Source organism: Jutongia sp. SJQ-6, from assembly GCF_054161275.1.
Map to the genome: position 1 here is coordinate 392,780 of NZ_CP195314.1, position 25,418 is coordinate 418,197.

Below are 25,418 nucleotides of genomic sequence, written 5' to 3' on the forward strand. Positions count from 1 at the left end.
AATGGCAGAGAAGAGAGATTATTACGAGGTATTAGGCGTAAGCAAAACCGCTTCCGATTCGGAAATTAAATCGGCATATCGTAAATTGGCCAAGAAATATCATCCGGATATGAATCCGGGTGATAAAGAAGCGGAGGCAAAGTTTAAGGAAGCTTCTGAAGCGTATGCCATTCTAAGCGATGCAGACAAACGCCGCCAGTATGACCAATTCGGTCATGCAGCATTTGATGGTGGTGCCGGTGGTGGAGCAGGTGGATTCGATTTTAACGGATTTGACATGGGAGATATCTTTGGAGATATTTTTGGAGATTTCTTTGGTGGCGGAGGAAGAAGCCGTAGTGCCAATAATGGTCCGATGAAAGGGCAGAATGTGCGTGTATCCGTACATTTGACATTCGAAGAGGCATGTTTTGGCACCGAAAAAGAGATTGAACTGAATATTAAAGAAGACTGTGCAAAGTGTCACGGAACCGGTGCTAAACCGGGAACACAGCCGGAAACCTGCAGCAAGTGCGGCGGCAAGGGTCAGGTTGTATTTACACAGCAGTCATTGTTTGGCGTTGTGCGAAATGTTCAGGCATGTCCGGACTGCCATGGCACCGGCAAGATCATTAAGGATCGTTGCCCGGATTGTGGCGGAAGTGGTTACATTAGCCGCAGAAAGAAAATTTCTGTCAGCATTCCGGCAGGAATCGATAACGGACAGAGTATTCGTATTCGTGATAAGGGAGAACCAGGTATCAATGGCGGTCCAAGAGGCGATTTGCTGGTACAGGTTATTGTTGGGCGTCATCCGATCTTCCAACGTCAGGATTATGATATTTATTCCACAGCACCGATTACGTTTGCGCAGGCAGCATTGGGTGCAGAAGTGCGTATCAAGACGATCGACGGAGACGTGATGTATACGGTAAAACCGGGAACGCAGACAGATACAAGAGTTCGCTTGCGTGGTAAAGGTGTTCCAACAACACGGAATAAACAGGTACGCGGCGATCATTATGTAACGTTGGTGGTTCAGGTACCAACAAAGATGAACGCCGAGCAAAAAGAACTTTTGAAAGCTTTTGATCAGGCAATGGACGGGAAGAAGGAAGAAGAACCGGAGACTGGTCATAAGTCTCACAAAGAGAAGCGAAGTCCATTCAAAAAGAAGAAATAATGGTCTGCAAATTAGAAAATAGGCATTCACACCATATGTGTGAATGCCTATTAATTGTTTCAAAAAATAATCTGTCGTTATAAAAATCTAAGAAACAACACTCGATTCAATTTCCGGTTCGATAGTTTCCTCAGCAGGCTCAAAATCTGTGATGGGCTTTGGATCAGCATCAGGTTCTTCCGTATTATCCGCTAACAGTGATTCAATTTGATCCTGCGTGATCTCATCAGAAACTTGTTGAGTTTCCGGCTGCGGTTCCTTTGTGATCTGAGCGTGCTTCTGCTCCTGCAACTGAATATGAAGAAGGAGTTCATCAATCTCATCATCATGATTGTTGATCGTCAGCGGCTCTGTTTCGTTGTTACAGAGATAGTATTTAATAATCTTGCCGGTGCTCAATCCGATCTTTTCAGCATTGCAGTAATCAGAATCCCGCTGATAGGGAAGGTGATCATACATGGTGATCGGATAATCTAAGCCGGTCTCATATTTTAAGGAAAATGGCAATTTTGTTATCACGTTAAGCACTCCTCACAGGCTTTTCAAAATTTAGCAGTAGATCCTATTCACAAAGAATAAAATTTCTGCAAGTACTATTATATCGCAGAAATGAGAAAGATGCAATTAGCTGTCCAAAATTCAAAAGCGATGTTTCGGAACTATTGTTTGACTTTTTTTGGGGGTATGATATAATTAGCAATGATATTCTGGATTCGTATGCAATACAGAATAAACAGATAAAACAATGGTACAAAAGTTGTACATGATGAAGGAGAGCAAGTCAGTTATGAAAAAGTATTTGAAAAACTTTCTGCGATATAAGTATTTGCTGACAGAGTTGGTAAAGAAAAATATCAAGTTGAAGTATCGTCGTTCTTATTTGGGTATTTTATGGACGCTGATCGAGCCATTGCTCACGATGCTTGTATTGACGTTGGTGTTTGGTACATTCTTTGGTAACAACGATGAACAGTATCCTGTATATATCCTGTCCGGACGATTGTTATATTCCTTTTTTTCATCCGGCACGAAATCCGGTCTTCGAGCGGTCAGCGGTAATGCTGCAATGATCAAGAAAGTATATGTACCAAAGTATATTTATGTATTATCAACGGTCATATCGAACTTTGTTACATTTTTGATCTCACTTGTTGTGTTAGTAGGAGTGGATGCCGTTCTTCATGTACAGCCTACCATTTATGTAGTTCAGGCAATTGTACCGCTGTTTATCTTACTGATCATGACAACGGGTATCAGTATGATCTTAGCGACCTTAAATGTATTTTTCCGTGATATCGAGTATATTTGGTCGGTATTTACCATGTTGATCATGTATGCATCTGCTATTTTCTATCAGCCGGACCGCGTCATCAATACAGGTAATGGATGGATATTTGGTGTCAATCCGGTATATATGTGTATTTCCAACTTCCGTGAGGCAGTATTGTACGGAACACCGTTAGATGCACATTACTGCATTACATCTGCTGTTATTTCAGTAGTATTGTTGATCGTTGGTATTTTGTTCTTTAACAAGAAACAGGATGAATTCATTTTGTATGTATAAAGATAATGCTTGAGAGAACATTGTATTACAAAATTTAATGAAGTGAGCGGCATGGGATAAGGCGGTTGTTCACAGATACTTGGAAAGGAATGGTTGTTATCGTGAAAGATAATGTAGCAGTTAGCGTAAAGAACGTAGGAATGTGTTTTAATCAGAGCCAGGAAAGAGTAGATAATCTCAAGGAGTATTTGATCAAATTTGTGAGACGCGATCTAAAATACGATGAGTTTTGGGCTTTACGGGATGTAGATTTTCAAATCAAAAAAGGAGAACGACTTGGTGTACTTGGTTTGAATGGATCCGGTAAAAGTACGTTGCTAAAGGTTGTATCCGGAGTATTAAAACCAACGGTTGGTTCGGTACAGACGCGAGGAGTATTGGCTCCGCTGCTGGAGCTTGGTGCCGGATTTCATTCAGAGTATACAGGACGCGAGAATATCTATCTGTACGGAGCGGTGTTGGGATATTCCAAAGAGTTTTTAGATGAAAAATTTGATGAGATTGTCGACTTTTCCGGATTGGGAGAGTTCATTGAGGTTCCGATCAAGAACTATTCTTCCGGAATGAAATCCAGACTAGGTTTTTCAATTGCAACAATTGTAGAGCCGGATATATTGATATTGGATGAGGTATTGTCTGTCGGCGATAAGAAGTTTCGGACAAAGAGTGAGCGAAAGATCATGAGTATGTTCGAAAAGGGTGTAACCGTACTTTTTGTATCACATTCTTTGGAACAGGTTTGTCGTTTGTGCGACAAAGCAATCATTTTGGATAGTGGTGTTCTGGTTGCTAAAGGACCGGTAGATAAAGTAGCACGTATATACAAAAACATGACAGAATAAAGAAAACATCAGGGAAAAGTTTTTGGCAGTCATACAGGAGGGGTTGTTTACAATGAAAGTTAAGCGTTATGTTAGCTTTTATATTCTGCTTCCCATTGTTTTGGAATTTTTGATTGAAGCATTAAGCCGAAAATCATTGATTGCGGCTGTAAAATATGCCATAAATAGTCCGTTGCTTTTTGCGTTTAATACGTTGATCATTATGCTAACGCTTTCTATTGCAATGTTTTTTAAGCGTGAGGTGTTTGCTTTGACCACAATTTCTGTGGTGTGGGTTATTTTTGGTATTGTTAATTTTGTAATCCTGCATTTTAGAGTCACACCGTTTTCGGCGGTTGATTTTACATTGATCAAGAGTGCGATCAGTGTATCATCTCATTATTTGAACCTATTTACGATCGCAATGATCATTGTTGCAATATTCGTTGTTTTAATAGGTCTTATCTGTTTGTTTCGAAAAGCTCCTGTGAATGAGCAACATGGACATCGAAAGATCATCTTTTCGATTTTGTGTTGTCTTACACTTGGCGTGGCAATTATTGTCCTTCATCGCTCAAGTAATTCGGTGCAGGCACTTTCCACACATTATACAAACATTTCAGAGGCCTATGAAAATTACGGTTTTGCTTATTGCTTTGCAAATAGTATACTGGATACCGGAATAAAAAAGCCGGAGGATTACAGCAAGCAGTCTGTGAAGAAGATTACAAAAGCACTGAAAGATGAAAAAAATACAGACAAACGGCCGAATATTATATTTATTCAGTTGGAGTCATTTTTTGATGTAGGTTATGAGAAAAATCTGCAATTTTCAGAAGATCCGCTGCCGGTATTTCATAGCCTGCAGAAAAAATATAGTTCAGGTTTAGTTACGGTGCCGACGGTTGGTGCCGGTACGGTAAATACGGAGTTTGAAATACTTACAGGAATGCGTCAGCACGATTTTGGGGTGAGTGAATACCCATATAAAACAGTGCTCAAAAGCAAGACGTCGGAAAGTATCTGTACAGACCTGAAAAAACTGGGATATTCGACGCATGCTGTGCATAACAATGAAGCGACGTTTTATGGTCGCAATACAGTTTTTTCTAACATTGGATTTGACACATTTTGTTCTATGGAATATATGAATGGATTGACGGATAGTCCAAATGGCTGGAGTAATGATGATGTATTGTCGCGGGAGATCATGAAAACTCTGGATTCGACATCGGGACCGGATTTTACGATGGCGATCACGGTGCAAAGTCACGGAAAATACGATGGTATTGCGTTAGATGACCCGACGATCAAGGTTACTGGTGCGCCAGAAAGAAAAGAGCAGGCATATGAGTATTATGTGAATGAGATCCATGAAGTGGATAGAATGATCGATACGTTGATCAAAGAGTTGTCGAATCGGAAAGAAGAGACGGTATTGGTTTTGTATGGAGATCATTTGCCAAGCTTGGATATTCAGAAAGACGATCTGAGTAATGCCAATCTTTACCAGACGCAGTATGTCGTTTGGGATAATATGAATCTTAAGAAAAAGACGAAAAACCTGCATGCATACCAGTTGTATGCAGAAGTCTTAGATCGTATACAGATTCACGAAGGGATGATCACTAAATATCATCAACAGACAAAACATCGTTCCAAATTGTATTTGACAGGTCTCACTACATTGTCTTACGATCTGTTGTATGGTGATAATTATGCGTATGACGGTGAAAATCCGTTTAAACAGACGGAGCTTCAGATGGGCACAGAGCCGGTGAAGCTAACTTCGGTTCAAAAGACGAAAAGTGGCTACCGGGTAGTTGGCAGCGGTTTTACACCATATTGCAAAGTGTATTATGATGGAACGTTGGTGGAATCCGAATGGATCAGTTCGGGATGTTTGCAGCTTCAAGATGAATTCGAACTGGACGAAGCAGATAAAAAAGATTCCGGGGAGCCGGAAACAGAAGTTACGGAGCCGAGAGATGTACCAAATGCTTTTGTAGTAGAAGTGCAGTCTGATGACGGTGTTGTGCTATCAAGTACACAGGCATATCCGGCGTCTCAGGTAAAAAAATAAAATAACGTGTATTTAAGATAACGAGTCAAAAGACAGTGCACATATTGGTGCACTGTCTTATTTTTATTGTATGTAAAACGCTGTTATGTGGTGTGAAGCCAACAAGAATTGCATAAGCAATTCTTGCAAGGCAAAACGCTGGTTTTGCCTTATTTTATTGTATGTAAAACGCTGTTATGTGGTGTGAAGCCAACAAGAATTGCATAAGCAATTCTTGCAAGGCAAAACGCTGGTTTTGCCTTATTTTATTGTATGTAAAACGCTGTTATGTGGTGTGAAGCCAACAAGAATTGCATAAGCAATTCTTGCAAGGCAAAACGCTGGTTTTGCCTTATTTTATTGTATGTAAAACGCTGTTATGTGGTGTGAACATTGCAAAACGCCGGTTTTGCCTTATTTCATTGTATGTAAAAAGCTGTTATGTGGTGTGAAGCCAACAAGAATTGCATAAGCAATTCTTGCAAGGCAAAACGCTGGTTTTGCCTTTATTGTCGAAAACCGTCAAAGATCTTTTCTGCATCTGTCATGCTTTGACATATTTCGCAGGCCGGATTCGGTATACTTGGTTTCGGAAAGAGAGGAAGGAAACAGACATGAGAGTTTATCTTGATGTTTACTTCATCCTGAACCTGATTTTGAACCTGTTTCTAATGGGGATTACAGGACTTCTTCGAGGCAAACGCAGTTCCATATCACGAATTGCAGTGAGTGCCTGCCTGGCGGCGGTGTTATCAACGGCAATCTATGCAGTATCTTTTTTGATACATCGGCAGATATTTTTGCTCAGTCTGTTGACAGTATATGGAATGGTCTGGTTTGGCTTTCGTGAACTTGACCGGAGAGAACGTAGAACCGATCTGTTAGTACTGTTGATCGTTGCTTTTGTGACGGGGGGTTTGTTAAATGCGCTGCATGCTATTGGAGCATTAGTGGGCAGTAGTCCAAGATATTCTATTTGGTTTATCTTGCTTGGACTGTTAGGGATCGGCATTGCTTTTTGCGTGCTGGCGCGAGAACTGCAAGGAGCGTATAAGCGGTGTCAGACAACCGTTCAGGCGGTGCTTTGTCATGAAGGCAGGGAATATGTGCTTCGTGTACTGTTTGATACGGGAAATGGCTTGGTATCGCCGTATACCGGTGAGAAAGTAGCGGTGTTGTCGGCTGATTTTGCTTCGGGATTGTCGTTAGACCGCACACAGAATCCGGTGTACATCCCGTACCATTCGATCGGCGGTAGTGGCATTTTGCCGGTATACCGCATTGACAGTGTAACGTTTGCCGGTCGTACACCGATTGTACATTTGCCGGTCGCAATCAGTGATGAACTGGGCGGAGAACAGGAAATACAAATGATCTATTAACAAGATTAAAGTGTCGTATTTTGACATAATAGGAACATTGAACACAGAAAGGGGATTGTTATGCTTAAGATATCAGTGGCGAATCGATTTCAACTTCGTATCGCTTCGGAATTTGGAGGAATTTTTCGAAGTAAAAACGGTACGGATATTCATTACATAGGAGGAGCGGAAATATTACCGGCGCCATTTTCGGCAGAAGAGGAAAAAGAAATACTAGCAAAACTAGGGAGCAGTCATGACAAAGAGGCAAGAAGCAGTCTGATCGAACATAATCTCAGACTTGTTGTGTATATTGCAAAAAAGTTTGAGAATACAGGGATAGGAGTAGAGGATTTGATTTCTATCGGGACGATCGGTCTTATTAAAGCGATCAATACCTTTAATCCACTCAAAAATATTAAATTAGCAACATATGCTTCCCGTTGTATTGAGAACGAGATATTAATGTTTTTGCGGCGTAATAACAAGGTGAAGTATGAAGTGTCGATCGATGAGCCGTTGAATGTCGACTGGGATGGTAATGAGCTGCTTTTATCTGATATTTTAGGAACGGACGAAGACGTCATTTCAAAGGGCCTGGAAGATGAGGTGGATCGACGGCTGCTTAGACAGGCGTTAGGTTTATTGAGTGAACGGGAACGTTCGATCATAGAGCTTCGTTTTGGCATTGACAGAAAGGATGGAAAGGAATTTACACAAAAAGAAGTGGCAGATATGATGGGAATTTCCCAGTCCTATATTTCTAGGTTAGAAAAGAAGATAATGAAGCGGCTGAAAAAGGAAATCCTACGCATGCAGCAAGTATAAAAAACATAAATTTGTAAATCCTACTTTATAACAGAATAAGCCGTGGAGGAAGGGTTATGGGAATGTATAAAGTAGAGATTTGCGGAGTAAATACTGCAAAGCTGCCCTTACTGAGCGAAGAAGAAAAAAAGGAACTATTTGATAAGATTGGTAAGGGTGACCGAGCTGCAAGAGAAACTTTTATTAAAGGAAATCTGCGTTTGGTACTTAGCATTATACAGCGTTTTTATAATTCCGGGGAGAATATTGATGATCTGTTTCAGATTGGCTGCATCGGATTGATGAAAGCAGTGGATCATTTTGATGTTACAATGAATGTCAAATTTTCTACGTATGCCGTTCCTATGATCATCGGTGAATTGAGACGGTATTTGCGAGATAATAACAGCATCCGTGTCAGTCGGTCGATCCGTGACACTGCCTATAAAGCAATTTACACGAAGGAAATGCTAATGAAGCAGTCGGACCGCGAACCAACAATTGAGGAGCTGGCAAAGATATTGGAAATTCCGGCAGAGGACATTGTATTTGCGCTGGATGCGATCCAAAGTCCGGTTTCATTGTACGAACCGGTATATGCAGAGAGCGGAGACACCCTATATATTTTGGATCAGATCAGTGATAAAAAGAACAAAGAAGAAAAATGGGTCGAGGAGATATCTTTAAAAGCAGCGATAGACCGTTTGGCTGACAGAGAACATCAGATCATCAATATGCGTTATTTTGAAGGAAAAACGCAAATGGAAGTAGCAGAAGAGATTCAGATCTCGCAGGCACAAGTGAGCCGCCTGGAAAAGAAGGCCCTTCGGGAAATGAAGAATTATCTTGCATAAAAGATCATATATTAGAGATAAGAAATCGTCCGTGTGGAAAGGGGAAAGTGGTGCGTTTATGTGAGCTTCGTGACAAAGAAGTGATCAATGTATGCGATGGAGAACGCTTAGGAAATGTGTGTGACATAGATTTTGATGAAAAAACAGGGCAGATCTGCACACTCATTATTCCGGGACCTTGCAAGGTGTTAGGAATCTTAGGTCGAGACCATGAATACATTGTCCCCTATCAGTGTGTTTGCCGCATTGGATCGGATGTAGTGCTGGTTCAAGTGGATACGGAAAAATGCCTCAAAAAATGTAAATGGGATTGACGATTCCTTGTAACAAAAAGGGGTTTTGCCTTGCGTTTTTAAGATGTGTTCTCTATAATAACAGAAGAGAACAATTGCATATCACGACAACGGATTAACCGGTGGTATGCGGAAAGAGGTAAGAAATGAAATGTCCATTTTGTGGAGAAGATGATACCAGAGTGATTGATTCAAGACCGGCTGATGAAAATATGTCGATTCGCCGCAGAAGACAATGCGATAAATGTCAAAAACGTTTCACTACTTATGAAAAAGTGGAGGCAATTCCGTTGGTAGTGATCAAAAAAGATCAGACCAGGGAACCTTATGACCGCACCAAAATTGAAAAAGGTGTATTCCGTTCCTGCCACAAACGGCCGATTTCGGTTCCTCAGATGAACCACCTTGTGGATCAGGTTGAGGCAAAGGTATTTAGCAAGGAAGAACGAGAGATACCAAGTAGTTATATCGGAGAACTCGTTATGCGATATTTGGAAGAGTTGGATGCAGTTGCATACGTACGTTTTGCATCGATCTACCGTGAATTCAAAGATGTCGATACATTTATGGAAGAATTAAAAAAGATTTTAGACAAATAACTCAAACTTCGCACATCAAAAATTATCATGTCGTCACATATTGCTTATTATGTCAAAAAATACTAAGTATTTTGCAACCACAACATAGCGATTTCTGCCATCAGAGAACTATAGTAATTGCCTTGCCGCATTTTCGTTTTCCGTGATTTCTAGATTTTGTTGTCTCTGATGATTGATTTACATGCCTTTCGGAAACTCGAAGTCCCGGAAGCAAGGTATTCATCATTTTTGAAAGGGACTTTGCGCTCGTCGTTACTTATGTCTCGTATTTCAGAGACATTAAGTAACGTGACGTAGCGCATCGTAGCGAAAGCGTCCCGTCCAAAAATGGATGATACCTTGCTAAACCGGGACATCTCAGACACTCCTTCAGGCATGTATTCATCAGAGACTTAACAAAATAAGAAATCAAGTGAAAACTCAGCGTTCTGCGGCAATTATCTTAGTTCTCTGAAGGCAGAACAAGTTAGTTTGTCGACTGTAAAATATCATATTTATTGTTGACATAATAAGCAATATGTGACATGACAGTAGTTTTTGACGTGCGAAGAGTTTAGGATAATAAGGTTTTGGGTTGACAGAATATAACATGTGTATTAAAATGTCAAATTAGAGAGAGAAAGTTCTATAAGATAAAGTGAAAGGACGTTATGTTCTGTGAAACTTTTTGTGCCGCCATTCAAGGGATTGACGGCTGTATGATTCAAGTGGAGGCAGATGTGTCTGATGGACTGCCTTGTTTTTCTATGGTCGGATTCTTGGCTTCCGAGGTAAAAGAAGCGAAGGAACGAGTATCTATTGCAATCAGAAATAGTGGTTTTCGTATTCCTCCCAAGAAAATAACAATTAATCTGTCACCGGCGGATTTTCGCAAAGCGGGAACAGGGTATGATCTTGCGATCGCAGCAGCGATTTTAGGTGCGTTAGGTTACTTCCCACAGGAATATCTGGAGGGTGGTATGCTTTTGGGTGAACTAAGTCTGGATGGAACAATCCAGCCGATCAATGGAGTTCTTCCTATGGTGTATACGGCGTTAGAGCATGGCTGCAATTATTGCATTGTACCAGCTGATAATATGAAAGAAGCTCAGATCGTGGAGGGAATACGGGTTGTTGGAGTGCATTTGCTTTCAGAAGTCATTGATTTTTTGCAAAATGCTCCGGATATCCATGTAGACACAGAACGTGTGGAATTTATAGGCAATTTGAGAGAGGATTTGCCGGATTTTCGGGATATTTGTGGTCAGGCAGCCGTAAAACGAGCAGTAGAAGTGGCTGTGGCAGGTAGACATAATATATTGATGGTGGGGCCTCCCGGCTCCGGCAAGACGATGATTGCAAGAAGGATACCGGGAATTATGCCACCCTTGTCTTTTGAGGAACAGATGGAAATTTCCAAAATTTATAGTGTGAGCGGTTTGCTGGATGAAAAACACCCGCTTGTAATGGAACGTCCCTTTCGTTCACCACACCATACGATTCCACAGACAGCACTTGTCGGAGGTGGACGGTATCCAAAGCCGGGTGAGTGCAGCCTGAGTAGCGGTGGTGTTCTGTTCTTAGATGAATTACCGGAATTTCAACGACAGTCTGTGGAGGTGCTTAGACAGCCATTAGAGGAAGGTTTTGTCACGATATCAAGGTTGGAAGGATCATACCGATATCCGGCCAAATGCCAGCTTGTGGCTGCAGCTAACCCGTGCCTATGTGGATTCTATCCTGACCGGCGCAAGTGTAACTGCACCACAGCACAGATCCGTAAATATTTTGGCAGAATCAGTCGTCCGATCTTAGATCGCATCGACATATGTACGGAGACGGTTTCGCTAAATTATGATGAATTGGAGAATCGTGGAGAGGAGGAATCTTCCGCACAGATTCGGGAGCGTGTTATGGAGGCACAAAAAATTCAAACAAAACGGTACGAAGGAGAAAGCTTTCGGTACAATGGAGAACTGACGGCGCAGGGGGTAAAACGTTATTGCGTTCTTTCGGCAGACGCTGAGGCATATTTACGGGGGATTTTTGATCAAAAGTCACTGACTGCAAGAGGGTATCACAAAATATTAAAGGTAGCAAGAAGTATTGCTGATCTAGATCACAGTCAAGAGATCAAACGTCATCATCTAAGTGAAGCAGTTTGTTACCGAAGTTTTCCGCAAGACAACACAGATGTCAATGTCTAAAGAAAGGAGTAGGCTGTGGAGCAGGAATTATTCGCCTATTGGCTGTATACATTACGAGGGATTGGTGCTAAGAAAAGACATGAATTGCAACAAATTTATGGAAATGCAGAGCAAATCTATTATGGTGACAAAACAAAGCTAAAAGAATCACCTGTTTTTTCGGAGCGGGATAAAACGCTGCTTGGTAAGCCGGAGACGGTCAAAGAAATCAAACATAAAATGCAAAGAATGGAACAGCGGGGGATTCGGTTTTGTTCACAGGAAAGCGAGGCGTTTCCGAAGAAACTGCGTTATATTCCGGATCCACCGTATGCGTTGTTTTACCGCGGAATGCTGCCGGATACCGATAGACCGGCGATTGCTATTGTTGGTGGACGCAATACCGGTTATGAAAGTAGAGAGATTGCAGCCGGATTTGGCAGACAATTGGCAGAAAATGGCATTGCGGTCGTAAGCGGATTGGCGCGGGGTATTGACATCAGTGCACAAAAAGGTGCTTTAGACATTCCGGGAGGAAAGACATATGGTGTGCTTGGAACAGGTGTTGATATCTGTTATCCGCGAGAACATATCGAACAATATATGCTGATGCAGAGACGGGGAGCGGTAATTTCGGAGTATGCACCCGGCAGCAGAGGATTTCGGAGTAACTTTGCCAGACGAAATCGAATCATCAGCGGTTTATCAGATGGCGTACTTGTGATCGCAGCCAGAGAAGGGAGTGGCTCGTTGATCACGGCAGAGTGTGCACTGGAACAGGGCAAAGAAGTATTTATTGTGCCGGGAAATATTTTAGATCCAAGTTATGCGGGCGGTAATCAACTTCTTAAATCTGGTGCTGCTGTTGTGACAGATATTCAAGATATTTTAGATGGTCTGGGTGCTTTCTGGGACATAAATTACAGTGCTCAGAAGAAAAAAAATGAGGTAATGCTTGAAACTGCTGAAAAAATAGTGTATGCTATTTTAGGTTTTGATGGGATACATATATCGGAAATTGTTGCACAGACAGGACTTAGTGTACCGCAAACGATGGAAGTATTAGCGTCCTTAGAACAGAAGAAGTTGGTTAATATGGTGGGCCAACATTATTATGCTTTAAAAATTTAAGAGATCAGTCGTATTTTCAAAGTATGGTAAGAAAGAAGGGAAAGGCAGGTAGTAACATGGCTAAAAATCTGGTGATCGTCGAGTCTCCTTCTAAGGCAACAACGATTAAGAAGTTTTTAGGAAGTACCTATGAAGTCGTAGCATCTAATGGACATGTTCGTGATTTACCCAAAAGTACACTTGGTATTGATATAGAGAATGATTTTGAACCCAAGTATATTACAATCCGTGGAAAGGGAGATTTGTTGGCAAAACTGCGCAAAGCAGTGAAAAAGGCTGATAAGATATATCTCGCAACTGACCCGGACCGAGAGGGAGAGGCAATTTCGTGGCATTTGTCCAAGGCACTAAAATTAGATGATAAAAATACCAGTCGTATTACCTTTAATGAGATTACCAAAAATGCAGTAAAAAAGTCGATCAAAGAGGCAAGAGACATTGATATGAACCTTGTGGATGCACAGCAGGCAAGACGCGTGTTAGATCGAATGGTGGGTTATCAGATCAGCCCGGTTCTTTGGGCAAAGGTTAAGAGAGGTCTTAGTGCCGGACGTGTTCAGTCAGTTGCATTGCGTATCATTGCTGACCGTGAAACAGAGATCAACAATTTTATTTCCAAGGAGTACTGGACTCTGTCGGGAGAGTTTCGCGCAGAAAAGGACAAAAAGCCGTTTGTCGCAGATTTTTATGGAACGACAAAAGAAAAAATGCCGATCGAAACAGAACAGCAGCTTGATGATATTATCGCTGAATTGAATCAGTCGGAATTTACGGTATCTGATATGAAGACTTCTACAAGAAGAAAGAAAAGTCCATTGCCATTTACCACAAGTACTTTGCAGCAGGAGGCGGCAAAGACGTTGAACTTTTCAACGCAGAAGACAATGCGCCTGGCGCAGGGACTTTATGAGGGATTTGCGATCAAGGGGCGCGGGACGATTGGTTTGATCACGTATCTTCGTACAGATTCGACACGTATTTCAGATGAAGCTAAGGCGAGTGCCAAAGAATATATAGAAGAAAATTACGGTAAAGATTATGTGGCGCAGACTGCAGCTGCCCGAAAAGATAATAAAAAAATTCAGGACGCACATGAGGCAATTCGACCTACTTATGTAGATCTGTCGCCAACTATGGTCAAGGAGGCATTGTCAAGAGATCATTTTCGTTTGTATCAGTTGATCTGGAAGCGTTTTTTGGCAAGCCAGATGGCAGGGGCCAGTTTTGAAACGACTTCGATCAAGATTGATACGGATAAGTACCGTTTTACGACTGCCGTATCTAAAGTAGTATTTTCCGGTTATCTGACTATTTATCAGACGGAAGAAGATAAGATAGAAAAGAAGTCTTTATCCCGCAATTTGGAGAAAGGCACAAAACTTAAGGCTGGAAACTTTGAAAAGAGTCAACACTTTACACAGCCACCTGCACATTTTACAGAGGCGTCTCTGGTAAAGACTCTGGAGGAACTTGGTATAGGAAGACCAAGTACGTATGCTCCGACGATCTCAACGATCATCAATCGGCATTATGTTGCGAAAGAACAGAAAAATTTATATATCACAGAACTTGGAGAAGTTGTAAATTCCATTATGAAAAAATCTTTTGCGAGTATTGTTGATGTGAATTTTACAGCATATATGGAAGGTCTGTTAGATCGTGTCGAAGATGGGTCGGTTGCATGGAAAACGGTCGTGCGTAACTTCTACCCGGATCTTCATGAAGCGGTGGAAAAGGCACAGAAAGAACTGGAAGAAGTTAAGATTGAAGATGAGGTAACCGACGTTATTTGTGAGGAATGCGGACGAAATATGGTGGTTAAATATGGTCCGCATGGTAAATTCTTAGCATGCCCTGGATTTCCAGAGTGCCGCAATACAAAACCATATTTGGAAAAGACAGGTATTCCATGTCCAAAATGTGGCGGGGAGATTGTGATCCGCAAGAACAAAAAGGGAAGACGTTATTATGGATGTCTCTCATATCCTGAATGCGAGTTTATGTCATGGCAGAAACCGTCTACGGAACATTGTCCGGAATGTGGCGGCCCGATGGTCGAAAAAGGTAATAAGCTTGCTTGTATGGATAAACAATGTGGATTTTCAAAGAGTATGCCGAAGAAAACAGAAGAATAAACAGCGTCAAGGAAGACACAGAAAGAGCAGATGGAACTGTAAGGATAGTTATGTCTGCTCTTTTTTTCTAATTTTCACTTGTAATTTATGCGGTTTATATTATAATTAATTATGTGTATTTCTATGTTTAAATAACGTGGACAACCTTACCACCTTGATTTACAGGGCTGGAGATGATGTCCCGGCATATTGCAGATATAGAGCAGTGGATAGAAAGGAGTTGGAGCTATGATATCATCGGGAGCATACAACTACATCAATGTGTTGGAAAAGACATGTGATGCAAGTTGGACTAGAAATTCGTTGATTTCCAACAACATAGCAAATGTGGATACCCCTAATTACAAGCGTAAAGATCTAAAGTTTGAGGAATACTTAAGCAGTGCGGTAACACTTGGGTCTTCTTTGGATGAGGATATTGCAAATGTTGACCTGGATACGCTGACCGGGACCACCTATACAGACTATGGCAATGTTGATTATCGTTTGGACGGTAATAATGTCGACATTGATACGGAAAGTGCGGAATTGGCTAAGAACCAGATCAAATATTATACAATGTTAGATTCGGTCAGTCAGGAGTTTTCGCGTCTTAAGATGGTTATGCAGAAATAATTTGTGTTTCTGAGTGCAGGCTGTAAGCATGAGAGTAAAACAGTTATACAGAAATGGAGAGAACTATGGGAAATGTTTTTTCAGCGATGAACATCAGCGCAACCGGCATGACCGCGCAGCGCACTCGTTTAGATGTGATCTCGCAAAATATTGCTAATGTGAACAGTACCAGAGATGCTGATGGTAACGTGTACCGTCGCAAATCTGTTATTTTCGAGGAGAAAAGCTACCCGACATTTAGCGACACGCTCGCCGGTGCAACCGGAATGATGGGTAAGGGAGTTAAGATCTCTGAGATTTTTGAGGATACGGAGGAGCCACTTAAGATGGTGTATGATCCGACGCATCCGGATGCCGATGAAGACGGATATGTTTATTATCCGAACGTAAATACAGTGACAGAAATGACAGATATGATTGATGCCAGTCGTTCTTATGAAGCAAATGTCACTGCGTTCAATGCTTCCAAAAATATGGAATTAAAGGCATTGGAGATTGGGCAGTAATTAAGAGAAAATAACAAAGGAAAGGTATGAAATAATATGGATCTAACGGCATTATCAGGTGTTGATCTGATGACAGCGTTTCAGACGCCGCAGGTTGCTTCTAAATTGACTGATAAGTCTGACTCGATGTTAGTGGAGTCGGAGCAACAGGGAACTGCGTTTGACAGTGTGTTTCAGTCTGCACTGAATCTTATCGAAGAAACCAATGCATACAGCAATGCTGCGGAGGAAGAGGAAATTAAATATGCATTAGGAGAATCCGATAGCATACATGATCTGCAGATCGCACAACAGAAAGCGAATGTATCATTGCAATATACGGTTGCAGTGAGAGATGCAGTTGTTGATGCGTATAAAGAAATTATGAATATGCAGTTCTAATAAAACCCGATACATAAGGGAGTAGGAGAGTCTTGTTATGCAGGAAAGAATCAAACAAATCCCCACGAAATTTGTGGAATTTTGGAATAAATATACCGGAGTGCAGAAGACGATCATTATAAGTGTGATCTGTGTTGTTCTTCTCGCGATCGGACTTACAACGTATTTTGTATCCCGACCGACTTGGGTAAAATTTAATGAATTTAATAATCTAAATGATGCGAATGCAATGGCAAAGGCATTGGATGATGCAAATGTTTCGCACAAATCTTCAAAAGATGGATTGACCTTATATGTCCATGATGATGATATGACGGATGCGTTGTATACAATGAGCGATAACAATTTAGTAGATACCGGATATACATGGGACAGTGCATTTAACAATTCCATGTCGACAACAGAGAGCGAAAAAGACCAAAAGCGTATTTTGGCGTTGCAATCTGATATTCAAAAGAGTATGGTAAAGTATTCTTTTATTGATGATGCGGATGTATTTATCGATGTTCCGGAGAGTACATACAGCATTTTGGATGAGGAAGGTAAAACATCTATTACAGCGCGCATTACCGTAAATAAAGAAAATGAAGATAAGCTTGATCAGGCGACAGCGCAGGCACTTGCATACTGGCTTGCAAATGCCGTTGGAACGGATGTTGAGAATGTTATTATCAACGATACCGATGGAACATGCTGGTATAATGGTTCAACGTCCGGTGGCCTTGGAACAGCCATAAATGGCGGTGTTGATGAATATTGCGAAAAATTACGTAATACGATGGCGTCCAACGTGACCGATCTTTTGGTGAAATTAGATTACGATGATGTGCAGGTTGGTACGCAGGGTATCGCTTTCGATATGACGAAAGCAGAAGAACTTTCGAAGGAATATAAGGTTGCAGATGGTCGAGATTATGGTTATCCGACAAAACTGTATAATTATGTACAGGAGGGAAGCAACGGTGTATCCGGCGAACCGGGAACCGGTTCCAATGATGACGATACGGATACCGTGATCAATAAAGGAAACAATTCGTCTAATTCTGTTAAGATTGAAAAATATGAGGGACTTCTGACAGATGAAACGATCAAAAACATTAAGAAAGAAATACCGACGGTACAGAAGGATCAATCCAGTCTGGCTATCGTAGCACTGCGTTACAAAGTATATAATGAGGCAGATCTGGAGAAAGATGGCAGTTTGGATAATATGACCTTTGAGGAGTATATTGCAGCCAATAATAAACGTACGGAGATCCAGCTGACCACGGAACAGATCCAATTAGTAGCAAATGCTACAGGTGTAGATACCGGTAAGATAACGGTGTTAGCATATGAAGTACCAAAATTTGTAGCAAAGACAGACACATCCCGCTCTTTGAAAGATTATTTAATGATCATCTTAGCGGTACTTATCATTGCACTTTTGATATTTGTTGTACTTCGCGGAACAGCACCGGTTAAGGTGGCAGATGAAGAGCCGGAACTTTCGGTGGAGCAATTGCTTGCCACAACCAAAGAGAACCAGTCCTTAGAGGATATAGAATTTAGTGATAAATCAGAAACGAGAAAGATGATCGAGAAATTTGTGGATGAGAATCCGGAAGCGGTGGCACAGCTGCTGCGTAATTGGCTGAATGATGATTGGAGCTAAGCGGCAGAAGAACATGAATTAGACAGTTTTCGAGAAAAGAGGGTGAAACATGGCAAGATCAGAAGAACTTAGTGGTGTACAAAAGGCGGCAGTCCTGTTGATCGCATTGGGACCGGACAAGTCTGCAAATGTTTTTAAGCACCTTAAGGAAGATGAAATTGAACAATTGACACTGGAAATATCCAATACCAGAAGCGTCTCACCGGCAATGAAAGATCAGGTGTTGGATGAGTTCTATGATGTGTGTCTGGCACAGCAGTATATTGCAGAGGGCGGTGTTGCCTATGCGAAAGATCTGCTTGAGAAAGCATTGGGAGCAGAACGTGCCAAAGATGTGATCGGAAAATTGACTGCATCTCTGCAAGTCCGACCGTTTGAATTTGTTCGAAAGACAGATGCCAGCCAATTACTTAACTTTATTCAGGATGAGCATCCACAGACAATTGCACTCATTTTATCCTATCTGTCTTCCGGACAGGCATCTGCAATTATTTCTGCATTGCCGCCGGATAAGCAGACGGATGTAGCAAAACGTATTGCGCAGATGGACCGTACATCACCGGATGTGATCAAAGAGGTCGAGAAAGTATTAGAACAAAAGTTATCTTCTTTGGTCAACCAGGATTACACCGTGGTTGGTGGTGTCGATGCTATCGTAGAGATTTTGAATACGGTTGATCGTGGAACCGAAAAACATATTATGGAGAGCATGGAGATCGAGGATCCGGAGCTTGCCGACGAGATCCGCAAGAAGATGTTTGTATTCGAGGATATTTTGTCCTTGGACGACCGTTCTGTGCAGCGTGTACTTCGTGAAGTGGATAATAACGAATTAGCGATCGCCCTCAAAGGTTCCAACGAGGAAGTACAGAATCTTATCTTCAGCAATCTTTCCAAACGTCTTGCCAGCATGATCAAAGAAGACATGGAGTTTATGGGACCTGTGCGTATGAAAGATGTTGAGGAAGCACAACAGAAGATCGTTAATATTATTCGCAAATTGGAAGACTCTGCAGAGATTATCATTTCCAGAGGTGGAGGTGACGAGATCGTTGTCTAATGTATTAAAATCGGTCTACTTTAATGTGGATGCAAAGCAGAAGCATATCATTGATTCGGAACAACGAATGGAAGAGCTGATCCCACAGATGTATACAGCGGAGGAATCAAAACAGGATTCCTATACATTTCAACCGCTTACGGCTGAGGAGTTAGCATCGGGACAGGCACAATCGTTTCAAGATGGGATACCGGTCATCCACATGGATGATGTACGCGAGGAAGAACGCCAAAAACTATCTGATGAAGTGAACAAACAGGTAATGCAGGAAAAGAATGACATTCTTGCAAAGGCGGAGGCAGAAGCAGAGGAACTCGTACAACATGCGACACAACAAGCTGAACAGATTAAAACCATGGCACATTCTGAGGGATTTGATGCCGGTAAGCAGGAAGGACTTGCGGCTGCGGAGGAACAGTTACAGCAGATAGAAGAGGAACTGCGTCAGTCGGTGGAGCAGGAGTTAGATCAGATCAGACAGCAGAGACAGCAGATGGAATCATTTTTTGCGGATCTGACAGCAAAACTTGTCGAGAAATTAACCGGACAGGTGTGTGCAGAAAATAAAGAGGTAATTTTACATCTGATCCAAAATGCAGAAGGCACGTTGGATCGGCCTAAACAGGTTGTTCTTCGGGTTTCAGGAGAAGATATGGCAGTTGTGTCAGGACATAAAGCGGAGTTAAAGGAACAGCTCCCGGAGCAGACGGAATTTGATATTTTAGAAGATGCCAGCTTGTCTGCCAATCAATGTATTATTGAGACAGAGGATAAAATGATTGACTGCAGCTTGGATGTACAGTTACAGAATCTGCAGGAAAAGCTGCATACTTTGGCGTTATAAGAGCATCGCATACAGAAAAGTTAGTTTGCCACAGAGATAGAGGAAAAGGAGTGAGACCGGATGGATTTCATGGATTTATCGAAATATAATATATTGTTGGAACAGTCCTATGAAAAGCGTCTGGGCAAAGTGGCGAAAGTAGTCGGCCTTACGGTGGAATCGATAGGACCGAGCGCAAAATTGAATGATTTATGTCACATTATCACCAAAGATACGAATCAGGTGATCAATGCAGAAGTGGTAGGATTTCGTGATGATCGTGTATTGTTGATGCCGTATGATTCTACAGAGGGTGTTGGCGTTGGCAGTCGCGTAGAAAATACGGATGCACCGCTTCAGGTAATGGTCAGTGATGATATTTTGGGATGTGTGTTAGATGGACTGGGCAGCCCGATGGATCATCATGAGATTCAAGGTGGGGTGCCTTATTCAGTTGAAGCACAACCGCCGGATCCATTGACAAGACAGCTGATCGATGAGGTGCTGCCGCTTGGAGTGAAAGCGGTAGATGGTCTGATCACGGTAGGTAAAGGACAGAGAATCGGCATCTTTGCCGGTAGTGGCGTCGGTAAGAGTACGCTGCTCGGTATGTTTGCCCGCAATACAAAAGCGGATATTAACGTGATCGCACTGATCGGAGAGCGTGGCAGAGAGGTGAGAGAGTTTATTGAACGTGATCTTGGCCCGGAAGGAATGAAACGATCTGTGATGGTCGTCGCAACTTCCGATAAGCCGGCACTGATCCGTAAGAAAGCGGCGATGACAGCTACGGCGATCGCAGAGTATTTTCGAGATCAGGGCAAAGATGTACTCTTGATGATGGATTCCTTAACTCGTTTTTCAATGGCACAAAGAGAGATTGGCCTTGCTTCCGGCGAGCCGCCGGTTTCCCGCGGTTACCCGCCAAGTGTTTATTCGGAAATGCCCCAGCTTCTCGAGAGAGCCGGGCGTTCGGATAAAGGTTCTATTACCGGTCTGTATACGGTATTGGTCGATGGTGATGATTTTAATGAACCGATTGCAGACACCGCACGAAGCATTTTGGATGGACATATCGTACTGGATCGAAAGATCGCACATTCGAATCATTATCCGGCGATTGACATATTACAGAGCATTTCTCGTGTTATGAGCAGTATTGTGACGGACGAACACAAAAAGGCGAGTGGCCGGTTAAACAACGTATTGGCGACATATCGAGAGGCAGAAGATCTGGTCAATATCGGTGCGTATAAGCCGGGATCCAATAAAAATATTGATTATGCCCTGGAAAAGATAGATGCGGTGAATGACTATTTGATGCAGGGGGTCAATGAAAAATTCACTTTTGAGGATGAAGTAAAAATGTTATGTGACATTTTCGAGGAGGAATAGTCTAAATGGCAAAGTTTGTGTTCAAAATGCAAAATATTTTGGCTGTTAAAGAAAAGCTGGAAAGTCAGGCAAAAGCTGAGTACGGTTTAGAAATTTCCAAATTACGGGAAGAAGAGCAAAAAAAGATTTTGCTGGAACAAAAGAAACTGTATTATGAACAGCAGTTGACGGAATGTTTGCATGATACATTGGATATGCCGAGGATCAAGCAGTATGAGCAAGCTGTGGAGGATATGAAGATCTGTATTCGTGAGCAGCAGCACATCATAAAACAGCAGGAAGAGAAAGTTGCCAAAGCGAGAAAAAAACTGGATGATGCCATGAAAGAGCGTAAAACATATGAAAAGTTAAAAGAACGCGCTTTTGAAGAGTTTAAGCTGGAGCTGAATGTTGCAGAGCAGAAAGAAGTAGATGAACTGGTAAGTTTTCGACATGGCAGCAAGATAGAAAGTGAGGATTAAGAAAATGGCAAAAAAAGACGATAAAAAGATTAAGGGGATTGATCAGCCGGAAAGTGCAGGAAGTAAACTGGTGACTGCGCTGATCGCATTGATCATTATCATAATCTGGCTTGTGGTTTTTGCTTTTTTGATAAAGCTGGATGTGGGAGGTATCGGCAGTAATGTGCTGTATCCGGTACTGAAGGACGTTCCGCTTGTTAATAAAATATTGCCGAGTGTTTCAGAGGAACAGCAGGCAGAGGAAGGCAACTATAAATATACAACATTAAAGTCGGCAAATGCCCGTATTGAAGAGTTGGAGGGACAACTTGCTTCCGAATCCGGAACGACCAGTGCAAATTCGGATTATATCAAAAATCTGGAGGCGAAGGTAAAACAGCTGCAGAAGTATAAAGACGATGTAGACGCATTCAATAAGCGGGTGGCGGAATTTGATGAAAAGGTAGTATTTACAGACAATGCGCCGGATGCTTCGGAATACCGCAAGTATTACGAAGAAATTTCACCGGACAATGCAGAGAAAATATATCGACAGGTTGTAAAGTCTGAGCGTTCTACAGAGAAGGCAAAAGAGTTGGCAACTTATTATTCGAATATGGAGGCGGCTTCAGCGGCGCAAACGCTGCAGGAAATGAAGGAAGATCTGGATCTGGTGTGTGATATAATTGAAAATATGCCGGAGAAAAAGGCTGCTGCGATCCTTCAGGAAATGGATAGCACATTTGCAGCACAGATTTCTAAAAAGATATCTGCCATCGATAAATAATGACAGATGTCGGTATGCCATAGTATGATGTATATGACAATGGGAGTGTGATCACGAACTTTGTCGTTTACATAAAATAATTGCAATGATCTTTCAGAGATATATTGCCAGAAAAGGAGGTGAAAATGTGACAGTACCAGGAGTTCAGTCAGCTCTTTCCGTAAAAAATGCAGGAGTGGAAATGCTTGCCAAATCTGATAAGACACAGGCTGTGAGCGGAAGTGATCAATTTGGCGCCGTGATGCAGCAGTCTATGACAAAGCAGTCTGCGGATAAATCTTCAAAGGCGGTCGTCAAAGATGCCGGAGACGATGCCGGATATAAGGTACCGGTTGTCGGTGACGGTCAGAATGTGAAAGTAGCACAGTCGCAAAATTCTCAATTAAATGATACTGGTAATGCCAATATATCCGGTGAATTGGTAGAGGATATTGTGAAAGATGTGCTGAAGCTGGATGATGATCAGATGGATGCAATATTAGCGGCGATGGGTATTACCGTGTTGCAATTATTAGATCCTCAGATTTTACAGCAATTTGTTCTTACCGCAGAAGGTGCCGGAGACATCACTGATATGTTGACCAGTGAAATGATGTTAGCAGACTATCAGATGATCCTACAGCAATTTGCACAGATGCCGGAGGGCGTGTCAGAAATCTTAGCACAGATGGAGCCGGTATCAGAAGATGATGCCAATTTACAGGGGATTTTACAGGAATTAACCGCTGTAAAGCCGGAGCAAGCGCCTGTAGTATCAGATGGGGAAGTATTACAGAAAGCGGTTAATACGCAAGAACCAGCTATACTTGGCCAGACGCCTTCATCGGATTCGTCAAAAACAATGTCCGGCGAATCGAATGCTTCATCAACCGAGAGTTTTGTACAGACGAGTCAGCCGCAGACTGACGCGTCGGTAGAAGCTGTACCGTTTGCACAACAGTTTGATCTGCAGGGGGCACGTGAAGTGCAGGACGCACCGATGCCAAATCAATCTGTACAGATTATTGAGCAGATTGTAAGACAGATACGAGTATCTGTAACAGATACGACATCAACCATGGAAATGCAGCTTAATCCGGAGCGTTTAGGCAAGGTATTATTAACCATTTCTGCCAAAGAAGGAATGATGACTGCTAACTTTACCGTGCAAACGGAAGAAGCGCGGTTAGCACTCGAAAGCCAAATGTATCAGTTGCGCGATACACTAGAGCAAAAGGAGATCAAAGTAGAAGCAGTATCCATTTCGGTATCTGATTTTTCCTTTGCACAAGGAGGCGGGGATGATGCAGATTCAAAAAATCTGGAACAGGGCGATGGAAAGAGTCGAAGATTTCAATTCGAAGATTCAGAAGAGGAGGCACAGGAAGCTTCTGACAAAGAAGCAGAGCGTGTAAGAAAGAGTGTCATGAGAGATCATGGCGGAAGTGTTGATTTTACTGCTTAAGGCAGTAGCTTTACAGATAGAAAGGAGGCAAAATGAGTTCGATAGCAGATGTTGTAAATGGAAAGCTAAACATTTCAGAAAGTTCTCAGGAAACAGAGCGCAAAGTTGGATCAGAGCTTGGTAAAGAAGAGTTTTTGCAATTGCTAGTGACGCAAATGAAGTATCAGGATCCATTGGAACCGACGGATAATACCGAATATGTATCACAGCTTGCACAATTTTCAGAGTTGGAGCAGATGCAAAACTTAAATTCTACGACGAGCAATACCTCTGCTTTTACATTAGTTGGCAAAGAAGTGTATATTGAGGATCAGTCCGAAGCAGGTGATGTAACGAAAGTTCAAGGCACTGTAGAATATGTGTCGATTCAGAATGGCAAAGCTTACGTTTCGGTTGATGGCACATTGTATAAATATGACAGCATTGTTAAAGTATTGGATGATAATTATGTCATTTCTAACAATATTCCATCTGTACAAAAACAGGCATTGGTATATCGTCATCATGATCCGCAGGATGTAACGGTAGAGGGTATCTCACTCGGTTCACACGGTTATGAAGCCACTAGTTTTGCAGTTGCATTGGTTTCTTCATCCGGGGATACGAAGGCCGTTGATTCAAAGTATTTGTCATACAAGGATGGCAGATTAACAATCAGCAAGGATGCATTCAGTCAAAAGGATGCAGGTATCTATACGGTTGCATTTGTCTTTGATGATGCTAACAAGACAATTATTTCAGACAAGGTCACGATAGAGGTTAAGGGGATCAAGCCGGATAATTCTGATAAAACAGAGAATTCTGACAGCAACACATAGAAAGATGATGCGGGAAAGACAGTATCAGAGTGATTCACGGAGGGATTACTTAGGTAATAAGAAAGAGGTGATGTGAAGATGCAGCGTTTACATAATGGTTATGCAAAATCGATCGAGCAGATGACAGGGCGCTATTTGCAGTCTCAAAGATCGGATAACAAATCTTCTTCCACCAATGAGCAGCTTTCCTTTCAGGAGGTTTTGCACGAAGCAGCGGAGATTAAGCAGGATGCAGTACCTGATCTAAAGTTTTCCAAACATGCCGGCGAACGATTGATCGCACGGAATATCAATCTTTCAAGAGAACAGATGCAGCGTTTGGCAACAGGAACCACGAAGGCACGAGAAAAAGGAATTGGAGAGTCTTTGGTGTTGGTAGATGACTTGGCATTTATTGTAAATGTCAAAAATAATACCGTGATCACTGCAATGGATGATTCCTCGGAGGGAATCTTTACAAACATTGATGGGGCAGTTATCGGGTAAAGGGAATACATACAGCCGGACCTTAAGGAGGCAGTGAAATTCTGAATGCCAG

At 42.0% G+C, this 25,418-nt stretch carries 25 protein-coding genes; 24 read left to right on the plus strand and 1 reads right to left on the minus strand.

Translation table 11 applies throughout. From position 1 onward, the window contains the following. The first annotated feature begins 1 nt into the window (after nucleotide 1). Nucleotides 2-1,162, plus strand: coding sequence for a molecular chaperone DnaJ (dnaJ, locus tag ACSAJE_RS01760; RefSeq protein ID WP_022025455.1), 1,161 nt, complete (start codon nucleotides 2-4; stop codon nucleotides 1,160-1,162). A gap of 87 nt (nucleotides 1,163-1,249) precedes the next feature. Here the strand turns inward: dnaJ and ACSAJE_RS01765 are convergent, their stop codons facing one another. Further along, complete coding sequence (locus tag ACSAJE_RS01765) at nucleotides 1,250-1,681, minus strand: hypothetical protein (RefSeq protein WP_118690141.1); 432 nt, start codon at nucleotides 1,679-1,681, stop codon at nucleotides 1,250-1,252. Between the two features lie 268 nt (nucleotides 1,682-1,949). Here ACSAJE_RS01765 and ACSAJE_RS01770 point away from each other — a divergent pair, with 268 nt between their 5' ends. The 23 genes from ACSAJE_RS01770 (at nucleotide 1,950) to ACSAJE_RS01880 (ending at nucleotide 25,366) form a co-directional block, all read left to right on the plus strand. Beyond that, entirely contained in the window at nucleotides 1,950-2,729 is a 780-nt protein-coding gene (locus ACSAJE_RS01770) for an ABC transporter permease (protein WP_458009534.1), read from the plus strand. Between the two features lie 89 nt (nucleotides 2,730-2,818). After that, nucleotides 2,819-3,571, plus strand: coding sequence for an ABC transporter ATP-binding protein (locus ACSAJE_RS01775; RefSeq protein ID WP_022025452.1), 753 nt, complete (start codon nucleotides 2,819-2,821; stop codon nucleotides 3,569-3,571). A gap of 52 nt (nucleotides 3,572-3,623) precedes the next feature. After that, complete coding sequence (locus ACSAJE_RS01780) at nucleotides 3,624-5,633, plus strand: LTA synthase family protein (protein WP_118690142.1); 2,010 nt, start codon at nucleotides 3,624-3,626, stop codon at nucleotides 5,631-5,633. Nucleotides 5,634-6,226: 593 nt separating this feature from the next. After that, nucleotides 6,227-6,994 (plus strand): sigma-E processing peptidase SpoIIGA, encoded by a 768-nt coding sequence (locus ACSAJE_RS01785; protein ID WP_118690143.1) that lies wholly within the window; start codon nucleotides 6,227-6,229, stop codon nucleotides 6,992-6,994. A 60-nt stretch (nucleotides 6,995-7,054) separates the two neighbouring features. After that, nucleotides 7,055-7,801 carry an RNA polymerase sporulation sigma factor SigE gene (sigE, locus tag ACSAJE_RS01790; RefSeq protein WP_022025449.1) on the plus strand — a complete coding sequence of 249 codons (747 nt, stop codon included), beginning with the start codon at nucleotides 7,055-7,057 and terminating at the stop codon, nucleotides 7,799-7,801. 56 nt (nucleotides 7,802-7,857) lie between these two features. Then, on the plus strand, nucleotides 7,858-8,634 hold the full coding sequence (gene sigG, locus ACSAJE_RS01795; protein WP_022025448.1) for an RNA polymerase sporulation sigma factor SigG: 777 nt from the start codon (nucleotides 7,858-7,860) through the stop codon (nucleotides 8,632-8,634). 47 nt (nucleotides 8,635-8,681) lie between these two features. Further along, nucleotides 8,682-8,948 (plus strand): YlmC/YmxH family sporulation protein, encoded by a 267-nt coding sequence (locus ACSAJE_RS01800; protein ID WP_347474464.1) that lies wholly within the window; start codon nucleotides 8,682-8,684, stop codon nucleotides 8,946-8,948. A gap of 125 nt (nucleotides 8,949-9,073) precedes the next feature. Beyond that, the gene (gene nrdR / locus ACSAJE_RS01805; protein ID WP_022025446.1) at nucleotides 9,074-9,526 is read left to right on the plus strand and encodes a transcriptional regulator NrdR; all 453 of its coding nucleotides are present in this window, start codon (nucleotides 9,074-9,076) and stop codon (nucleotides 9,524-9,526) included. A 650-nt stretch (nucleotides 9,527-10,176) separates the two neighbouring features. Then, nucleotides 10,177-11,712: a YifB family Mg chelatase-like AAA ATPase gene (locus tag ACSAJE_RS01810; protein WP_022025444.1), complete on the plus strand. Its 1,536-nt coding sequence runs from the start codon at nucleotides 10,177-10,179 to the stop codon at nucleotides 11,710-11,712. A gap of 15 nt (nucleotides 11,713-11,727) precedes the next feature. Beyond that, complete coding sequence (dprA, locus tag ACSAJE_RS01815) at nucleotides 11,728-12,822, plus strand: DNA-processing protein DprA (RefSeq protein ID WP_458009535.1); 1,095 nt, start codon at nucleotides 11,728-11,730, stop codon at nucleotides 12,820-12,822. Nucleotides 12,823-12,878: 56 nt separating this feature from the next. Further along, on the plus strand, nucleotides 12,879-14,957 hold the full coding sequence (gene topA, locus ACSAJE_RS01820; RefSeq protein ID WP_022025442.1) for a type I DNA topoisomerase: 2,079 nt from the start codon (nucleotides 12,879-12,881) through the stop codon (nucleotides 14,955-14,957). Between the two features lie 228 nt (nucleotides 14,958-15,185). After that, nucleotides 15,186-15,572 (plus strand): flagellar basal body rod protein FlgB, encoded by a 387-nt coding sequence (flgB, locus tag ACSAJE_RS01825; protein ID WP_022025441.1) that lies wholly within the window; start codon nucleotides 15,186-15,188, stop codon nucleotides 15,570-15,572. A 65-nt stretch (nucleotides 15,573-15,637) separates the two neighbouring features. Further along, entirely contained in the window at nucleotides 15,638-16,078 is a 441-nt protein-coding gene (gene flgC / locus ACSAJE_RS01830) for a flagellar basal body rod protein FlgC (RefSeq protein ID WP_022025440.1), read from the plus strand. Nucleotides 16,079-16,114: 36 nt separating this feature from the next. Then, nucleotides 16,115-16,459 (plus strand): flagellar hook-basal body complex protein FliE, encoded by a 345-nt coding sequence (gene fliE / locus ACSAJE_RS01835; RefSeq protein WP_118506337.1) that lies wholly within the window; start codon nucleotides 16,115-16,117, stop codon nucleotides 16,457-16,459. A 37-nt stretch (nucleotides 16,460-16,496) separates the two neighbouring features. Then, nucleotides 16,497-18,113: a hypothetical protein gene (locus tag ACSAJE_RS01840; protein WP_118506338.1), complete on the plus strand. Its 1,617-nt coding sequence runs from the start codon at nucleotides 16,497-16,499 to the stop codon at nucleotides 18,111-18,113. A gap of 49 nt (nucleotides 18,114-18,162) precedes the next feature. Further along, nucleotides 18,163-19,173 carry a flagellar motor switch protein FliG gene (gene fliG, locus ACSAJE_RS01845; protein ID WP_022025437.1) on the plus strand — a complete coding sequence of 337 codons (1,011 nt, stop codon included), beginning with the start codon at nucleotides 18,163-18,165 and terminating at the stop codon, nucleotides 19,171-19,173. Further along, nucleotides 19,166-20,017: a FliH/SctL family protein gene (locus tag ACSAJE_RS01850; protein WP_182448185.1), complete on the plus strand. Its 852-nt coding sequence runs from the start codon at nucleotides 19,166-19,168 to the stop codon at nucleotides 20,015-20,017. Before fliG ends, ACSAJE_RS01850 begins: the two co-directional genes overlap by 8 nt. Before the next feature lie 60 nt (nucleotides 20,018-20,077). Then, nucleotides 20,078-21,391, plus strand: a complete 1,314-nt coding sequence (fliI, locus tag ACSAJE_RS01855) for a flagellar protein export ATPase FliI (protein ID WP_118506340.1) — start codon at nucleotides 20,078-20,080, stop codon at nucleotides 21,389-21,391. A gap of 5 nt (nucleotides 21,392-21,396) precedes the next feature. Continuing rightward, the gene (fliJ, locus tag ACSAJE_RS01860) at nucleotides 21,397-21,852 is read left to right on the plus strand and encodes a flagellar export protein FliJ (protein ID WP_118690147.1); all 456 of its coding nucleotides are present in this window, start codon (nucleotides 21,397-21,399) and stop codon (nucleotides 21,850-21,852) included. Nucleotides 21,853-21,856: 4 nt separating this feature from the next. Beyond that, nucleotides 21,857-22,618: a MotE family protein gene (locus ACSAJE_RS01865; protein ID WP_022026248.1), complete on the plus strand. Its 762-nt coding sequence runs from the start codon at nucleotides 21,857-21,859 to the stop codon at nucleotides 22,616-22,618. 127 nt (nucleotides 22,619-22,745) lie between these two features. Beyond that, nucleotides 22,746-24,062 carry a flagellar hook-length control protein FliK gene (locus tag ACSAJE_RS01870; protein WP_182448186.1) on the plus strand — a complete coding sequence of 439 codons (1,317 nt, stop codon included), beginning with the start codon at nucleotides 22,746-22,748 and terminating at the stop codon, nucleotides 24,060-24,062. A gap of 32 nt (nucleotides 24,063-24,094) precedes the next feature. Next, the gene (locus ACSAJE_RS01875) at nucleotides 24,095-24,880 is read left to right on the plus strand and encodes a flagellar hook capping FlgD N-terminal domain-containing protein (RefSeq protein ID WP_118690149.1); all 786 of its coding nucleotides are present in this window, start codon (nucleotides 24,095-24,097) and stop codon (nucleotides 24,878-24,880) included. Between the two features lie 78 nt (nucleotides 24,881-24,958). Next, nucleotides 24,959-25,366, plus strand: coding sequence for a TIGR02530 family flagellar biosynthesis protein (locus ACSAJE_RS01880; protein ID WP_022026244.1), 408 nt, complete (start codon nucleotides 24,959-24,961; stop codon nucleotides 25,364-25,366). Nucleotides 25,367-25,418 lie beyond the last annotated feature (52 nt).

What these genes read in the sequence shown, in the direction of transcription:
- dnaJ (WP_022025455.1), top strand. Translation starts at nt 2, where the DNA reads ATGGCAGAGAAGAGAGATTATTACGAGGTATTAGGCGTAAGCAAAACC.
- ACSAJE_RS01770 (WP_458009534.1), top strand. Translation starts at nt 1,950, where the DNA reads ATGAAAAAGTATTTGAAAAACTTTCTGCGATATAAGTATTTGCTGACA.
- ACSAJE_RS01775 (WP_022025452.1), top strand. Translation starts at nt 2,819, where the DNA reads ATGGTTGTTATCGTGAAAGATAATGTAGCAGTTAGCGTAAAGAACGTA.
- ACSAJE_RS01780 (WP_118690142.1), top strand. Translation starts at nt 3,624, where the DNA reads ATGAAAGTTAAGCGTTATGTTAGCTTTTATATTCTGCTTCCCATTGTT.
- ACSAJE_RS01785 (WP_118690143.1), top strand. Translation starts at nt 6,227, where the DNA reads ATGAGAGTTTATCTTGATGTTTACTTCATCCTGAACCTGATTTTGAAC.
- sigE (WP_022025449.1), top strand. Translation starts at nt 7,055, where the DNA reads ATGCTTAAGATATCAGTGGCGAATCGATTTCAACTTCGTATCGCTTCG.
- sigG (WP_022025448.1), top strand. Translation starts at nt 7,858, where the DNA reads ATGGGAATGTATAAAGTAGAGATTTGCGGAGTAAATACTGCAAAGCTG.
- nrdR (WP_022025446.1), top strand. Translation starts at nt 9,074, where the DNA reads ATGAAATGTCCATTTTGTGGAGAAGATGATACCAGAGTGATTGATTCA.
- ACSAJE_RS01810 (WP_022025444.1), top strand. Translation starts at nt 10,177, where the DNA reads ATGTTCTGTGAAACTTTTTGTGCCGCCATTCAAGGGATTGACGGCTGT.
- topA (WP_022025442.1), top strand. Translation starts at nt 12,879, where the DNA reads ATGGCTAAAAATCTGGTGATCGTCGAGTCTCCTTCTAAGGCAACAACG.
- flgB (WP_022025441.1), top strand. Translation starts at nt 15,186, where the DNA reads ATGATATCATCGGGAGCATACAACTACATCAATGTGTTGGAAAAGACA.
- flgC (WP_022025440.1), top strand. Translation starts at nt 15,638, where the DNA reads ATGGGAAATGTTTTTTCAGCGATGAACATCAGCGCAACCGGCATGACC.
- fliE (WP_118506337.1), top strand. Translation starts at nt 16,115, where the DNA reads ATGGATCTAACGGCATTATCAGGTGTTGATCTGATGACAGCGTTTCAG.
- ACSAJE_RS01840 (WP_118506338.1), top strand. Translation starts at nt 16,497, where the DNA reads ATGCAGGAAAGAATCAAACAAATCCCCACGAAATTTGTGGAATTTTGG.
- fliG (WP_022025437.1), top strand. Translation starts at nt 18,163, where the DNA reads ATGGCAAGATCAGAAGAACTTAGTGGTGTACAAAAGGCGGCAGTCCTG.
- fliI (WP_118506340.1), top strand. Translation starts at nt 20,078, where the DNA reads ATGGATTTCATGGATTTATCGAAATATAATATATTGTTGGAACAGTCC.
- fliJ (WP_118690147.1), top strand. Translation starts at nt 21,397, where the DNA reads ATGGCAAAGTTTGTGTTCAAAATGCAAAATATTTTGGCTGTTAAAGAA.
- ACSAJE_RS01865 (WP_022026248.1), top strand. Translation starts at nt 21,857, where the DNA reads ATGGCAAAAAAAGACGATAAAAAGATTAAGGGGATTGATCAGCCGGAA.
- ACSAJE_RS01875 (WP_118690149.1), top strand. Translation starts at nt 24,095, where the DNA reads ATGAGTTCGATAGCAGATGTTGTAAATGGAAAGCTAAACATTTCAGAA.
- ACSAJE_RS01880 (WP_022026244.1), top strand. Translation starts at nt 24,959, where the DNA reads ATGCAGCGTTTACATAATGGTTATGCAAAATCGATCGAGCAGATGACA.